The following is a 14,046-nucleotide window of genomic DNA, read 5'->3' on the forward strand; positions in this document are numbered from 1 at the left end:
GCGGGCTGGCTCAGTTCAGGGCTGGCGTCAGATCGGCCCATGCGCTGATGCCTGCGGGCTGCCCCGCCGCGTCCATCGCCGTCACCCGCCAGCGTGCCACCGGGGCGTCGATCATCGCTGCGTTCAGCACGGTTTCAAGATGCTGCGAGGTCTCTTGCCCCGCGATGATATATTCGACGGCAAAGCGGGGGGTGCCCGCTGCGCCGCGCCAATGCAGTTCGGCCCGACCGTCTGACAGCTTGTCCTGCATCACCAGAACCGGCGCGTCTGCGAGGGTGGGTGATGCCGGGGTCTCGGCAAGTGCGGTCAGCCGCGCCTGCGCCGCCGCGATGTCGGGCGCGCGGTCATACCAGGCGGCGGCGCGCAGGTGGTCGGCAGGCACGCCAACGCCGGTGTCATACAACTGGCCAAGGTAATAGGCCGCCCGCTGATGCCCGCGTAGCGCCGCCCGCGCATACAGCAGTGCCGCCTGCGCCGGGTCTGTCGCCTCGACCGTCAGGGCCTGATTGAACAGGTCCTGGGGCGGGGGCGGTGCGTTCGGCTCGATGACGGGGGGCAGGGGCGGGGGTTCGGCGACCACCACGGCGGCAGGCGGCGCTGTGGTGACGGCAGGCGCGGCCAGCAGCATCGCGGGTGTTTCAGCGGTCATCGCGGCGGGTGTGGGGGCGGCGGATGCCATGGACTGTTCGGCGGTGGTGCCCAAGGGCGCAGGGCCTTGGGCGGTGTCGGGGCCGGGCCGCAGCAACCAGACCCCGGCCAGTGCCGCCGCAAGGGCGCCGGCCGCGCCCAAGGCCGCGACCCGGCCCCGGCGCGGTGCCGGCTGGGGCAGGGGCGGGGCGGTGGCCGGGGCTGACGGCGTGGGATCGACTGCCGGTGTCGGGTTTGCGACCGGTTCGGCCTCTGCCATATCCACAGCCTGCGAAACCTGCGGCTGCGTCACCGGCGCAGGGGGTGTGTCGTCCTGAACGGCGGGCGCTTCGGGCCGAGCGGGGTCGGCGGGCAAGGGCTGATCCTGCCACCTCTGCATCTGCTGCATGGCCTGCGTGGCCAGTGTCAGATCCGCCGATGATCCCGCCGCCGCCACAGGTGCCGCATCTGCACCCGACAGCGCCCAGGGGGCCAGATGCGACAACGTGCCATCGGATATGGCCCCGGCAAGGCAGTTGCGCACGAAATCGGCGTCCAGTTCGCGCCGGCCATCCATCGCGGCTTGATACAGGCAATGCTGCGCCAGATAGTTGATGATCCGGGGCACGCCACCTGACATCTGATGCAGGATGGCCAGACTGCCGGCATCGAACACCTGCGCGCCCTGATGGCAAAGACATTGCGCCACCGCCAGCCTGTGCGCAACATAGGCGGCGGTTTCCTGTTCGGTCAGCGGCGTCAGGTGAACCTGCCCGCCGATGCGGCTGCCAAGAGCGCGGTTTTCCGGCGCGGCCACCATCACGCGCAGCGCCGGGTCGCCGACCAGAAACAGCGGCATCAGCGTCAGCCCGTCCTGATGCAGATCGGCCAGTTGCCGCAAGTGGTCCAGTGCCTCGGGCGACAGGGATTGCGCCTCGTCCGCGATCAGCAGGGCTTTCCGCCCCTCGGCGTGGCGGGCGTGCAGGAACTGGCGCAACCGGCCCAGCAATTCGAACGGCGGCGCGTCAGAATCATCCTGCCCGAAGGCCTGCAAGACCCAGCGCAGCGGGTTCAGCAGATCGGCGCCGCTTTGCCCGATCAGCCCGATATGCGCCTGATCCCGGTGCAATTCGACAAAACTGCGGATCAGCAATGTTTTCCCGGTGCCGACATCGCCGGTCAGCAGGGAAATGGCCTGATTATTGGCAACGGCAAATTCCATCATCGTCATGGCCTGACGATGGCTGGCCGACATGAAATGGCAGGCCGGATCGGGAATGGCGCGGAAGGCGGGGCAAAACAAGGGCAAGGCAGGCCGGGCTGGTGTCATCGGCGGGGCGCAATCAATAAAAACGGGGTTCTTTTATGATTGACAGTGTAAAGCCAGCCCCGCGCCTTGTCTATTCAGCGGACCCCCGATCAGAGGCAGAAATTCCAATAAATGCCCGCTATTTTCAGGGTTTTCCCGCTATGATGCAGGAATGTCGCAGATCAGGCCGGGCAGGCTGGCCCTTAGCCGTGCAAACCCGCCCGGACGCCAGCCCATTGCGGCCAGCCCGGTGCAATCGAGACGGCGCAGCCCGCTGGCATCGGCGCGCGCGGGCAGAGGGTGGCGGCACCCCGTCAGCTTGGCCACCTCGGCCAGCAGATCGTGGCGGTCCAGCACCAGATCGCTGGCGTTCAGCGTGGCGGGCGGGGCGGGATGCGCAAGGATCAGCCCGATGGCGGCGGCCAGATCGTCGCCATGCAGTTCCGTGGCGACATGCGGCTCGAACGGTTGCCCGGCCAGAAATGCGGCGAACAGCGGTGCCCATTTATTCGCCCGCCCCGGCCCGTAAACGCCGGTTGCCCGCAGGCTGGTGCCGCGCAGGGGCAGAGCGGCCAGCGCGGCCTCGGCCTGCGCCTTGACCTGCCCGTAAAGGCTGGTCGGCGCGGGGGGCAGGTCGTCGGGCAGGCGCATCCCCGGCGGATGGCCGTCATGCACGGCGCGCGATGACAGAAACACCACGCGGCCCACGCCATCGCGGGCGGCGGCTTGCCACAGGCGCAGGGTGCCATCCAGATTGGCGGCGCGGAACCCGGCGGGGTCGTCGCCCTCGCCCCCGCGATAGCGGCCGGGGGCATGGGCCAGCGCCAGATGCACCAGCGCATCGGTGCCGCGCAGATCGGGGGTATCCCCCAGCCGCCAGCCGGGCAGCAAGTTCAGATCATGCCCCGCTGCCGCCAGCGCGGGCGCGATCATGCCCCCCAGCCGCCCGGTCGCGCCGGTCAGCGCCACCCTCATGCGGCGGGGCGGATCTGGGCGGACAGGTCGGGCAGCGGGCCGCCCGCCGCGATGTCGCGCCAGATCTGGATCAGAGGGCGCAGCGCCGCCGCCTTGGCATGATCCGACCACGGCTTTTCATATTGGTAATGGATCACATGCAGCCCGTCCCAGTCCCACAGCGCGGGCATGTTGATCCAGACATATTGCAGCATGTTGTATTGGACCGGCAGCCCGTGCCAGTCGGGGAAAAACTCCTGCAAAAAGGTCTGGTCGGTGCGCCGCCAGAACACGCCGGGCCGATCCAGCCGCGCCATCATCGCATCAAAGGTGGCCGCGTCGGGGCGCGCCGTGAACACGCCCGAGTTCATGCGGTGGAACCCGTCCAGCCCCTCATACACATTCGGGGCGGCGCAGAATTCGGGAAAGCCGAACAGCTTGTCGATATTGCGCACCACCAGCGCATCGGCGTCGATGAACACCGTGCGGGCGTAATCCAGTTGCCACAGCCGCAGCTTGACGAAATTATCCAGCGGCGTGTGGAAATCGGGCTTGCCCCCGCGCGTGAATGCGGCGCGGGCGTGCAGGGCGTCGCGGGCGTGGGTGCGGTCGAATTCCGCCGAAGTGGGCAGCAGGTCCGCCGCGATCAGCCGTGCGCCAAGGTCGCGCAGCCCTTGCAGCGCGGGATGCGGAATGCCGCGGTGCATCACCGCAATATCGGCCCCGGTGCCGGTCAGCCGCAGCGAGCGCACCAGAGCCTCGGCCCCCGGCAGATAATCGGCATTCGTGACCAGCGTCACATAGGCGCACCCGGCCTGTGGCCCGCGTTCAGCCCGCAATCCGGGCGCAAGGGTGTAACAATCGGCGGGCGATTCTGTCGGCGTGGTTTGGGGCGGTGGCTGCATTGTCATGTTTTTCAATCTCTTGTGGGGCGTGGGCCAGGATTGTCGGGGCAACACTGTCACAATCGGATGAATGAATTATGACAGCCGCCGCGCGTCTTGGACAGAGCGCCGGATCACGCTAGAACCCCCTTCAGCGAGGAGACGCCCATGCCCATTTCCGAACCCGCCATCGCCGCTCTGACCGCCGTTTTCGGCGACCGGTTGTCGCAACGTGCCGCTGACCGCGATCACCATGCCGGGTCAGAGACCTTTCATCGCGCCCCGCCGCCCGATGCGGTGATCTGGCCGCTGACCACGGCCGAGGTCTCGTCCGCGCTGGCGATCTGCAACGAACACCGGGTGCCGGTGATCGGCTGGGGCACCGGCACCTCGTTAGAGGGGCACGCGCTGGCGGTTCATGGCGGGGTGGTGCTGGACCTTGGCCGCATGGACAAGGTGATCGAGATCCGCCCCGGCGATATGCAGGTCACGGTTCAGCCCGGCGTCACGCGTGAGGCGCTGAACACCGAACTGCGCGCGACGGGGCTGTTTTTCCCGGTCGATCCGGGCGCCAATGCCAGCCTTGGCGGCATGGCGGCCACGCGGGCCAGTGGCACGACGGCGGTGCGATACGGCACGATGCGCGATAACGTGCTGGCGCTTGAAGTGGTGCTGGCCGATGGCCGGGTGATCCGCACCGGCACCCGCGCGGCGAAATCCAGCGCCGGTTACGATCTGACCGGGCTGATGGTCGGGTCTGAAGGCACGCTGGGCATCATCACCGAACTGACCTTGCGGCTGCACGGCCAGCCTGAACATGTCGCGGCGGCGGTTTGTGCCTTTCCGACGCTGGAATCGGCGGTCGAATGCGTCACTGCAACGATGCAGTCGGGCATTCCGATGGCACGGATCGAATTTGTCGATTCGCTGGGGATCAGGGCGGTGAACGCGATGGCGCATCGCAGCTATCCCGAAACGCCGCATCTGTTCGTGGAATTCAACGGCAGCGCGGAATCGGTGCGCGCCGATGCGGCGGCGTTCGGCGATCTGGCGCAGGAATTCGGCGGCACCGGCTTTGACTGGGCCGACACGCCCGAGGAACGCTCGGCCCTGTGGAAGATGCGGCATCAGGCCTATCCGGCCTGTCTGGCGCTGCGCCCCGGCGCGACGGCGGTGGTGACGGATGTCTGCGTGCCGATGTCGCATCTGGCCGAGGCCGTTGCCGCCGCCAGTGCCGATATTGCCGAACAGGGGATGACCGGCCCGATTCTGGGCCATGTCGGCGACGGCAATTTCCACGCCGCGCTGCTGGTCGATCCCGGCGACACCGATCAACTGGCCCGCGCCAAGGCCATCGCGCGCCGCATGGCCGAACGCGCGCTGGCTGTGGGCGGCACGATCAGCGGCGAACATGGCATCGGTGTCGGCAAACGCCCCCTGATGGCCGCCGAACATGGCGAGGCATGGGTCGTCATGGGCGCGATCAAGGCGGCGCTGGACCCTCGTAATATCCTGAATCCGGGTAAATTGATACCCGATCGCAATTGACATATCAGGTGTTTGCGTAGAACATACACGCATCCGGTTTGCGGGCCGCCTTTGGATCTACCATAGGTCGATATTTGTCTGCGTGTCGGCTGATTGAAGAATCTGCTTGGTGGCGGTGCAATGAACATTGCAAATGAGATCATGTCTCGCGATGTGGCGGGCGATGGTCCGGTGCCTGTTGCTGGGCCGCCTGCCGCGCCGCCGGTAATTCTGTATGGTGCGCTGCGGTCGGGTGCCACCATGCTGCGGTTGATTCTGGACATGCATCCACAACTGTCCTGCCCGATCGAGGCGGATTTTCTGTTCGATCATCTGCGGCCATCCGGGGGCGGCTGGATTCTGGATCGCAATCGCCTGCTGGGCGACCGGATCTTTATGCAGTCTTCTATCGCGCCGCCCCGCAGTCACCATGGCCAGCCCGCAGTGGCCGAGATGATCGCGGCGCTGAAGGCGCACAAGCCGCAGGCGCGGCTGGTTTTGTCGCTGCATCGCGGGCTGGATGCCGCATTGGCGCTGTTGCCGGATGCACGGGTCATTCACCTTGTGCGCGATCCGCGTGATGTGGCGATTTCCTCGGTCCGCATGGGCTGGGCGGGGGATGTGTATCACGCCGCGCAACACTGGGTCGCAACCGAAGCCGACTGGGACCGGGCCGCATCGCAACTGGCCACAAGGCCGATAAAGACCGTGCATTTCGAAAGCCTTGTCGATCAACCCCGAGAACAGATCGAGCGTCTGTGCCGGTTTCTGGGCGTCGATTTTGATCCGGTGATGCTGCGGTTTCACGAAACATCCAGCTATCGCCCGGTTGATGCGTCATCGTCTTTTCGGTGGCAGCGTAGTGCGAAAATGTCTGATATTGCGCTGATTGACAGCGCGGTCGGCCCGCTGATTGCGGCGCGCGGCTATTCTGTCAGCGATGTGGCCCCGGTCAGGCTGACCCGGTTGCGGCTGCTGCGGGTCAAACTGCGCGGCAAGCTCAAGCGGATGGGCTTTCGCATAAACCGCTATGGGCTGCGCGATACGATGCTGGACCTGGCCTCGAACCGGCTGGGTCTGGCATGGCTGGGGCACAAGGCGCGGCAGCGGATCATGCAGCAAGACCTGCGGCATCTGGAATAGTGCATGGCCGGCGACGGTGAGCCATCGGCCGCCCCGGCACCTGCTGTGGAACCCTGCGCCGCCTGCGGCGTTGTGCCCTCAACCAGCAGGAGAAACAGCATGTCCCATAACCCGAATCCCGAAAAACAGGCGCGCAAGCACAGCCCCGCCCTGCTGGCCATTTTGCTGGCGCTGGTGGTCGCGGCGCTGGTCTTTTTCGTTTTCGGTGCATCCGATCCTTCGCCCGATGATCTGACGCAGGTCGAGGTGCCGCAAAGCGGGCAGGCCGGGGGAACCGAAACCATTCCGCCGACCCCCACGGTCGAGCCGACCCCCGGCAGCGAACCTCCGCAGGCCGAGGGGCAGCCCGCGACGTCGGCACCCGGCGAGACGCTGCCCACGGCCCCGTCGAACTGATGCGGGCCTTGCCTGCCCGCTGACGCTTTCGTGACACTCGGGCACCCGTGACTTTGCGCCCGAGTTTTGCGATAGGTGCCGAAAATCCACCAGACAAGTCGGGGGCAGGGTGCGCAAGGCAACGAAACTTCTTTTGGGGCTGGTTCTGGCCGTCATGGCCGCCTGCGGCCCTGCTCCGCAGCAACGGGCAAGCGGCCCTGCCGTCATGGCGGGCAGCGTGGCGACCACGGTGCCGCAACTGGGCGACCGCGCCCCGCATCCGTGGGTCGGCGGGCACCCCTATGCCCACCCGGTGCATGGCATCGACGTGTCGCGCTGGCAGGGCAATGTTGACTGGAACCGGGTGCGCAGCGCCGGTGTCAGCTTTGTGTTCATCAAGGCGACCGAGGGCGGCGACCATGCCGACCCGAACTTTCGCCGTTACTGGTATGAAACCGCGCAGGCCCGCATCCCGCGCGGGGCGTATCACTATTTCTACTTCTGCCGCTCGGGCCGGCAGCAGGCGGAATGGTTCATCCGCAACGTGCCGCGCGAACGTGGCGCGCTGCCGCCGGTGCTGGATCTGGAATGGACGGCCTCGCGCACCTGCCCGCGCCGCCCGCCCAGCCACGAGGTGCTGCGCGAGGCGAAAATCTTCAAGGACATCCTGCACCAGCATTATGGTCAGCGCCCGATCATCTACACCACGGTCGATTTCTATCGCGACAACAACCTTGGCAACTGGCCCGAGGAATTCTGGCTGCGCAGCGTCGCGGGCCACCCGCGCCTTGTCTATCCCGGCCAACGCTGGAGCTTTTGGCAATATTCCGGCACCGGCATCGTGCCGGGTATCCGGGGCGACGTCGATCTGAACGTCTTTGCCGGATCGCCCGCGCAATGGCGTCAGTATCTGAACAACAGGTTGCAACGATGACGACCAGCGATTCCCTGCCACACGCAAACCGCCGCCTGCGGCTGGGGATCGAGTTTGCCGCGCTGTATATCGGCGCGCCGCTGGCGATGGCGCTGTTTCTGCCGCCCCGGCAGATGTTTCCGGCACTGTTCGCCTTTACCGTCGCCGGGCTGATCCTGCTGTGGTTCACCGGCGGGTTCGACTGGCGGTCGCTGTTTCGCGGCTGGCGGAAAATCCCCTGGGCCGAAGCCGCGCTGCTGGCCGCCGTGACGCTGGTTTCGGGCGTCATCATCCTGTGGCTGGCCGGACGGCAGGGGGCGATCTTTGGCATCCTGCGGTCGCGGCCCGAGTTTCTGCTGGTGATCTGGTCGCTGTATCCGCTGCTGTCGGCCTTGCCGCAGGAACTGATCTTTCGCCCGCTGTTCTTTCACCGCTATGGCAGCCTGTTCGACAATCAGCGTCAGGCGCTGCTGGTCAATTCGGCGATCTTCAGCTTTGCGCATCTGATGTATTGGTCATGGATCGTCGCCGCCATGACGCTGATCGGCGGCTGGGTCTTTGCCCGCGCCTATCTGCGGCACGGCTTTCCGGCGGCATGGGTGCTGCACGCGGTGGCGGGGAATATGATCTTTGCCGTCGGCATGGGCGTCTATTTCTGGACCGGCAACGTCCAGAGGCCCTTCTGACGGTTGACTTTACTGCGCTGCCGCGCCTTATGCGGGGGCTGAACAACCGGGAACTGACCATGCACGCCTATCGCAGCCATACCTGCGCCGATCTGACCGCCGCCCAAGCCGGGGAAACCGTCCGTCTGTCGGGCTGGGTTCACCGCGTCCGCGATCACGGGGGCGTGCTGTTCGTCGATCTGCGCGATCATTACGGCATGACGCAGGTGCTGGCCGACAGCGACAGCCCGGCATTCGCCGCGATGGAGCGGCTGCGCGCCGAAACCGTGGTGCGCATTGATGGCCGGGTCAAGCTGCGCGATGCGTCGCTGGTGAACCCGAAACTGCCCACCGGCGAGATCGAGGTTTACGCCACCGAGGTCGAAGTCCTCGGCCCGGCCGAGGAACTGCCCCTGCCGGTCTTCGGCGATCAGGACTACCCCGAGGAAACGCGGCTGGCCTATCGCTTTCTGGACCTGCGCCGCGAAAGCCTGCACAACAACATCATGCTGCGGTCGCGCGTGGTGAAATGGCTGCGCGACCGGATGTGGGAGGGCGGCTTTACCGAGTTTCAGACCCCGATCATCACCGCCTCCAGCCCCGAAGGGGCGCGCGACTTTCTGGTGCCCTCGCGCCTGCATCCGGGCAAGTTCTATGCGCTGCCGCAGGCCCCGCAGCAGTTCAAGCAGTTGATTATGGTTGCCGGTTTCGACCGCTATTTCCAGATCGCGCCCTGTTTCCGCGACGAAGACCCGCGCGCCGACCGCAGCCCTACCGATTTCTATCAGCTTGATCTGGAAATGTCCTTTGTCGATCAAGAGGATGTCTTTGCCGCCGTGCAGCCCGTCATTCAGGGCCTGTTTCAGGAATTCGGCGGCGGTCGTCGCGTCGATGCCGACTGGCCGCGCATCCCCTATGCGACCGCGATGCTGAAATACGGCAGCGACAAGCCCGACCTGCGCAACCCGATCGAAATGGTGGACGTGTCCGACCATTTCCGCGGTTCCGGCTTTGGCATCTTTGCCAAACTGCTGGAACAGGACGGCACCGAGGTCCGCGCCATCCCCGCCCCCACCGGCGGCTCGCGCAAATTCGCCGACCGGATGAACGCTTTTGCCCAAGCGCAGGGCCTGCCGGGGATGGGGTATATCTTCTGGCGCAAGGGCGACAACGGCATGGAAGCCGCCGGTCCCATCGCCAAGGCCTTGGGCGATGCCCCGACCGAGGCGATCCGCACTCAGCTTGGGCTGGGCGAAGGCGACGCGGTGTTCTTCCTTGGCGGCAAGCCCGAACAGTTCGAGGCCGTCGCCGGTCGTGCCCGCAACGAAATCGGGCGCGAGTTGGAACTGACCGACGAAAACCAGTTCAAATTCGCATGGATCGTCGATTTCCCGATGTATGAGAAAAGCGACGAAGGGAAGATCGACTTTTCCCACAACCCGTTTTCCATGCCGCAGGGTGGCCTTGACGCGCTGTCGGGCGATCCGCTGGCGGTCAAGGGCTATCAATACGATCTGGCCTGCAACGGCTACGAACTGGTTTCGGGCGCAATCCGCAACCACAAGCCGGAAATCATGTTCAAGGCGTTCGAACTGGCCGGCTATGGTCAGGACGAGGTGGAAAAACGCTTTGGCGGCATGGTCAAGGCGTTCCGCTATGGCGCGCCGCCCCATGGCGGTTGTGCGGCGGGGATCGACCGGATCGTGATGCTGCTGGCGGATGAACAGAACATCCGCGAGGTCATCATGTTCCCGATGAACCAGCGCGCCGAAGACCTGATGATGGGCGCCCCGTCCGAGCCGACCAACGAACAGATGCGCGAGCTGCGTCTGCGGGTGCTGCCCAAGGAATAAGGGCTAGGTCCGCGCCGATTCCAGCGCGGCCTGACAATGGATCAGCGCGGTGTCAAAGACCGGCACCGCGACATTGCCCTGATGCAGCAGCATTCCGACCTCGGTGCAGCCAAGGATCAGGCTGTCGGCCCCCTGCGCAATCAGTCGGGCGGCGATGGTTTCGAACGCGGCGCGACTGGCGGGGGTGGTGATGTCGCGGCACAATTCGTCGTAAATGATCCGGTGGATCGTGGCGCGGTCGTCGGGGGTTGGGATGATCGGGCGCAGCCCGGCGGCGATCAGCCGGTTGGTGTAAAAATCTTGCTCCATGGTAAAGGCGGTTGCCATCAGCCCCGGCGCGCGCAGCCCGGCTGCGGTTATCTGCGCGGCGGTGGCATCGGCGATATGCAGCAAGGGGATCGGCACGCCCGTCATTATCTGATCCGCAATCTTGTGCATGGTATTGGTCGCCAGAATCAGCAGATCGGCCCCGCCTGCCGCCAGTGCCTTGGCGTGTCGGTTCAGGATCGCCGCCGCGCCATCCCAATCCCCCGCCGCCTGCAAATCGGCAATCGGCGCGAAATCGACCGAGCGGATCAGCAGATCGGGCGAATGCAGCCCGCCCAGCCGGTCGCGCGTCAGGTTGCACAGCCTGCGGTAATAGATCTGCGTCGAGGCGGCGGACATGCCGCCCAGAATGCCGATGGTTTTCATCTGTCCCCCGTCTGCGCGACTGTCCGCATCCGCGCAGGCTAGCGCCGGTTTCGCGCGCAGGCCAGCAGAGTGTGCCTTGCCGCGGCTGTTCGGCACGGGCAGAGGTTCTGGCGGCTTGCGGCCTGATCCTATGTGCCTGGCCCCAGGGGGCTGCTGCCAGCGTGTTTCCAGTGCATCGCCCCCGCCGCCGCCTCTGTCGGTGTGGCCAGATTGGCTGTTGTGGTCGGGGGGCTGAATGGTTGTCAGATATGCCCTGACCCGTCGCGCTTGCGGTCCTCTGTTGCGATCCGGGGCCGTGCGGCTGACCGGGCAGATCAGCCCCGCAACCGCCCCGCCGTCACACCAGTGCCAGCCGCCCGCCTGCCAGCCGCGTCAGGCGGCCTTGCAGTTCCAGCGACAGGATCGCCGGGGTCAGCGTGGCTGCGGGCAGGCCAAGGTCGCGGATCAGGGTGTCTTCCTCGGTCGGGCTGGGGGACAGCGACGACAGGATGCGGCGTTCCAGATCGGCGGGGCTGGGCAGCCCTTCGCGGGCACGGGCCAGCGTAGCAGCGGCGCGGTTGCGCGATGCCGCCGGATCGGGCGCGGGGCCAGAGGGCACCACGACCATGCGCGGGCGGCGCGGCGCGGGTTCGGGCACAGGTTGCGCCACCTGTTCCGCCGCGTGCTGCGGGGCATTCGCCAGCGCCTCGGCCACATCGGCGGCGCTGCGCACCAAGGTCGCGCCATCGCGGATCAGCGTGTTGCAGCCCGCCGCGCGTGCGTCCATCGGATGGCCGGGAACCGCCATCACCTCGCGCCCCTGATCCAGCGCCGCCTTGGCGGTAATCAGGCTGCCGGAACGGTGCGCGGCCTCGATCACCACGACGGCGCGCGACAGGCCCGAGACGATGCGGTTGCGCATCGGGTAATGCCGCGCCACGGGTTCGGTGCCCGGCGGCTGTTCCGACAGCAGTGCGCCGCGTTCGGCGATCTGCGCGGCCAGCACGTTGTTTTCGGAAGGATAAATCACGTCGATCCCGCCCGCCATCACCGCCACGGTGCCGCTGTCCAGCGCGGCGTTATGGGCGGCGGTGTCGATGCCGCGCGCCAGACCGGCCACGACGCAATGCCCGGCCTCGCCCAGCCCCAGCGCCATGCTGCGCGCCATGCGCAGCCCCAGAGACGAGGCATTGCGCGCCCCGATCACCGCAACGGGATCAGCCGTCAGCCATTTCACATCGCCGCGCAGCCACAGCACGGGCGGCGCGCCGTCGATGTCGCGCAGCGCGGCGGGGTAATCGGCGCTGTCCCAGCGGATCAGCCGCGCCCCGGCCCGGCGCCCGGCGTTCAGTTCCGCCGCCGCCACGCCTTCGGGGCAGGGGGTATAACTGTCCATCCCGGCGGCACGGGCAATCTCGGGCAGCGCCTCCAGCGCGGCGCGCACCGAGCCATGTTCCGCGATCAGCCGATAAAACGTCGCCGGCCCCACGCGGCGAGAGCGGATGAGACGGAGGACGCAGAGATCGTCTTCCTTCGTGGTGGGTGGGGTGTTGGGGGTGTCGAAAGAAAACATCCCGATACCTTGCTGCCCTCGTCTCATCCTGAGCGCAGGCATAACCGGCAATTGGTTAACAAAGTGTTAGCGGAATCGATTCTTTTCGCCCGCAGCGGAAAAATTCACGCCGCCGATCCGCCCACCGTCAGCCCGCCAATCATCAGCGTGGGCTGGCCGACGCCAACCGGCACCCATTGCCCCTGCTTGCCGCAATTGCCGATGCCGGGGTCCAGCGCCATGTCATTGCCGATGGCGCGCACCTGTTTCAGCGCACTGGCCCCGTCGCCGATCAGCGTCGCCCCGCGAATCGGATCGCCGACCACGCCGTTTTTGACGCGATAGGCCTCGGTGCAGGAAAAGACGAACTTGCCGTTGGTGATGTCCACCTGCCCGCCGCCGAATCCAACCGCATAGATGCCGTCGCGCAGATCGGCCAGAATCGCGGCAGGGTCGGCATTGCCGCCGGGCATATAGGTGTTGGTCATGCGCGGCATCGGCGCATGGGCGAAGCTTTCGCGGCGGCCGTTGCCGGTGGGGGCCACGCCCATCAGCCGGGCGTTCATGCGGTCTTGCAGATAGCCGACCAGAATCCCGTCTTCGATCAGCACGTTACGGGCGGGGGGCGTGCCTTCGTCGTCGATGGCGATCGAGCCGCGCCGCCCCGGAATCGTGCCGTCATCCACCACGGTCACGCCGGGGGCAGCGACACGCTGGCCCATCAGCCCGGCAAAGGCTGATGCCTGTTTGCGGTTGAAATCACCCTCCAGCCCGTGGCCCACGGCCTCGTGCAGCAGGATGCCGGGCCAGCCGGGGCCAAGCACGACGTCCATCACCCCCGCAGGCGCGGGCACGGCGCGCAGGTTCACCAGCGCGATGCGCAGCGCCTCGTCCACCTGGGCGCGCCAGTGGGCCGGTTCCAGCAGATCGGCCAGCGGCATCCGCCCGCCGCCGCCGGTGCTGCCTGATTCGCGGCGGTCGTTGTTTTCGGCGATGACGGTGATCGACAGCCGCGCCATCGGGCGGATGTCGGTGGCCAGCCCGCCTTCGGGGCGCAGGATCGCCACCTCTTGCAGAGAGGTCGAGATCGCCGCCGTCACCTGCACCACGCGCGGATCGGCGGCGCGGGCATAGGCGTCGATGTCGCGCAGCACGGCGACCCGTTGGGCAAAGCTGACACCTTCGGCAGGGTCGATGGCGGGATACATCGTCACCGGGCGCATCGGTGCCGCCTCGGCGGCGATGCCACCGCCCGCGCCAACCGCCAGCCGCGCGGTTTCGCTGGCGCGGCGCAGGGCGGGCAGGCTGATTTCGGTCGAATGGGCATAGCCGGTGGTGCCGCCGCGCACCGCGCGCAGACCGAATCCCTCGCCCGCGGCGTAACCGGCGCTGCGCAAGCGGCCATCGTCCAGCACCAGCGTTTCCGACAGGCTGCGTTCCATGAACAATTCGCCATCGTCGGCCCCCGCGACCGTATCGCGCAAAACAGCCAGCGCCGCATCGCGGTCGAGATGCTGGGCAAAGGGGTCAAATGCAGCACGGCTCATGCGGGGGGCCTTTCGGAAAGGATGA

At 66.7% G+C, this 14,046-nt stretch carries 12 protein-coding genes; 6 read left to right on the forward strand and 6 right to left on the reverse strand.

The annotated features are described in order from the left end of the window. Window positions 1-10 precede the first annotated feature (10 nt). The 3 genes from Q4G14_RS08595 to Q4G14_RS08605 form a co-directional block, all read right to left on the reverse strand. Window positions 11-1,957 carry an AAA family ATPase gene (locus Q4G14_RS08595; protein WP_303361326.1) on the reverse strand — a complete coding sequence of 649 codons (1,947 nt, stop codon included), beginning with the start codon at window positions 1,955-1,957 and terminating at the stop codon, window positions 11-13. Window positions 1,958-2,095: 138 nt separating this feature from the next. Next, a complete protein-coding gene (locus Q4G14_RS08600) occupies window positions 2,096-2,911 on the reverse strand; it encodes an NAD(P)-dependent oxidoreductase (protein ID WP_303361327.1) in 816 nt (271 codons plus the stop codon). Continuing rightward, window positions 2,908-3,795 (reverse strand): glycosyltransferase, encoded by an 888-nt coding sequence (locus Q4G14_RS08605; protein ID WP_303361328.1) that lies wholly within the window; start codon window positions 3,793-3,795, stop codon window positions 2,908-2,910. The genes Q4G14_RS08600 and Q4G14_RS08605 overlap by 4 nt, the downstream gene beginning before the upstream one ends. A 147-nt stretch (window positions 3,796-3,942) precedes the next feature. Between Q4G14_RS08605 and Q4G14_RS08610 the strand changes: the two genes are divergently transcribed. The 6 genes from Q4G14_RS08610 to aspS all read left to right on the forward strand — a co-directional run bounded on the left by Q4G14_RS08610 (window position 3,943) and on the right by aspS (window position 10,250). Then, window positions 3,943-5,322, forward strand: a complete 1,380-nt coding sequence (locus Q4G14_RS08610; protein ID WP_303361329.1) for an FAD-binding oxidoreductase — start codon at window positions 3,943-3,945, stop codon at window positions 5,320-5,322. Between the two features lie 141 nt (window positions 5,323-5,463). Further along, the gene (locus Q4G14_RS08615; protein ID WP_303361330.1) at window positions 5,464-6,444 is read left to right on the forward strand and encodes a sulfotransferase; all 981 of its coding nucleotides are present in this window, start codon (window positions 5,464-5,466) and stop codon (window positions 6,442-6,444) included. Between the two features lie 99 nt (window positions 6,445-6,543). Then, window positions 6,544-6,840 (forward strand): hypothetical protein, encoded by a 297-nt coding sequence (locus Q4G14_RS08620; RefSeq protein ID WP_303361331.1) that lies wholly within the window; start codon window positions 6,544-6,546, stop codon window positions 6,838-6,840. 154 nt (window positions 6,841-6,994) lie between these two features. Beyond that, the gene (locus tag Q4G14_RS08625) at window positions 6,995-7,753 is read left to right on the forward strand and encodes a GH25 family lysozyme (protein ID WP_303361372.1); all 759 of its coding nucleotides are present in this window, start codon (window positions 6,995-6,997) and stop codon (window positions 7,751-7,753) included. Continuing rightward, window positions 7,750-8,418, forward strand: a complete 669-nt coding sequence (locus Q4G14_RS08630; RefSeq protein WP_303361332.1) for a CPBP family glutamic-type intramembrane protease — start codon at window positions 7,750-7,752, stop codon at window positions 8,416-8,418. The genes Q4G14_RS08625 and Q4G14_RS08630 overlap by 4 nt, the downstream gene beginning before the upstream one ends. A 59-nt stretch (window positions 8,419-8,477) precedes the next feature. Continuing rightward, entirely contained in the window at window positions 8,478-10,250 is a 1,773-nt protein-coding gene (gene aspS / locus Q4G14_RS08635) for an aspartate--tRNA ligase (protein WP_303361373.1), read from the forward strand. 3 nt (window positions 10,251-10,253) lie between these two features. On the opposite strand, the gene Q4G14_RS08640 is transcribed toward aspS, so the two are convergent. From Q4G14_RS08640 to tldD, 3 genes are all read right to left on the reverse strand, one after another. After that, window positions 10,254-10,943: an aspartate/glutamate racemase family protein gene (locus tag Q4G14_RS08640; RefSeq protein ID WP_303361333.1), complete on the reverse strand. Its 690-nt coding sequence runs from the start codon at window positions 10,941-10,943 to the stop codon at window positions 10,254-10,256. A 337-nt stretch (window positions 10,944-11,280) separates the two neighbouring features. Next, window positions 11,281-12,495 (reverse strand): DNA-processing protein DprA, encoded by a 1,215-nt coding sequence (dprA, locus tag Q4G14_RS08645; protein WP_303361334.1) that lies wholly within the window; start codon window positions 12,493-12,495, stop codon window positions 11,281-11,283. 104 nt (window positions 12,496-12,599) lie between these two features. Then, window positions 12,600-14,021 carry a metalloprotease TldD gene (gene tldD / locus Q4G14_RS08650; protein ID WP_303361335.1) on the reverse strand — a complete coding sequence of 474 codons (1,422 nt, stop codon included), beginning with the start codon at window positions 14,019-14,021 and terminating at the stop codon, window positions 12,600-12,602. Window positions 14,022-14,046 lie beyond the last annotated feature (25 nt).

It is taken from the genome of Paracoccus sp. (in: a-proteobacteria) (genome assembly GCF_030538755.1).
Taxonomy (GTDB): Bacteria; Pseudomonadota; Alphaproteobacteria; order Rhodobacterales; family Rhodobacteraceae; genus Paracoccus.

Bases quoted from the DNA above. Each gene is read 5' to 3' on its own strand.
- Q4G14_RS08595 (WP_303361326.1), bottom strand. From the start codon at position 1,957: ATGACACCAGCCCGGCCTGCCTTGCCCTTGTTTTGCCCCGCCTTCCGC.
- Q4G14_RS08600 (WP_303361327.1), bottom strand. From the start codon at position 2,911: ATGAGGGTGGCGCTGACCGGCGCGACCGGGCGGCTGGGGGGCATGATC.
- Q4G14_RS08605 (WP_303361328.1), bottom strand. From the start codon at position 3,795: ATGCAGCCACCGCCCCAAACCACGCCGACAGAATCGCCCGCCGATTGT.
- Q4G14_RS08610 (WP_303361329.1), top strand. From the start codon at position 3,943: ATGCCCATTTCCGAACCCGCCATCGCCGCTCTGACCGCCGTTTTCGGC.
- Q4G14_RS08615 (WP_303361330.1), top strand. From the start codon at position 5,464: ATGTCTCGCGATGTGGCGGGCGATGGTCCGGTGCCTGTTGCTGGGCCG.
- Q4G14_RS08620 (WP_303361331.1), top strand. From the start codon at position 6,544: ATGTCCCATAACCCGAATCCCGAAAAACAGGCGCGCAAGCACAGCCCC.
- Q4G14_RS08625 (WP_303361372.1), top strand. From the start codon at position 6,995: ATGGCCGCCTGCGGCCCTGCTCCGCAGCAACGGGCAAGCGGCCCTGCC.
- Q4G14_RS08630 (WP_303361332.1), top strand. From the start codon at position 7,750: ATGACGACCAGCGATTCCCTGCCACACGCAAACCGCCGCCTGCGGCTG.
- aspS (WP_303361373.1), top strand. From the start codon at position 8,478: ATGCACGCCTATCGCAGCCATACCTGCGCCGATCTGACCGCCGCCCAA.
- Q4G14_RS08640 (WP_303361333.1), bottom strand. From the start codon at position 10,943: ATGAAAACCATCGGCATTCTGGGCGGCATGTCCGCCGCCTCGACGCAG.
- dprA (WP_303361334.1), bottom strand. From the start codon at position 12,495: ATGTTTTCTTTCGACACCCCCAACACCCCACCCACCACGAAGGAAGAC.
- tldD (WP_303361335.1), bottom strand. From the start codon at position 14,021: ATGAGCCGTGCTGCATTTGACCCCTTTGCCCAGCATCTCGACCGCGAT.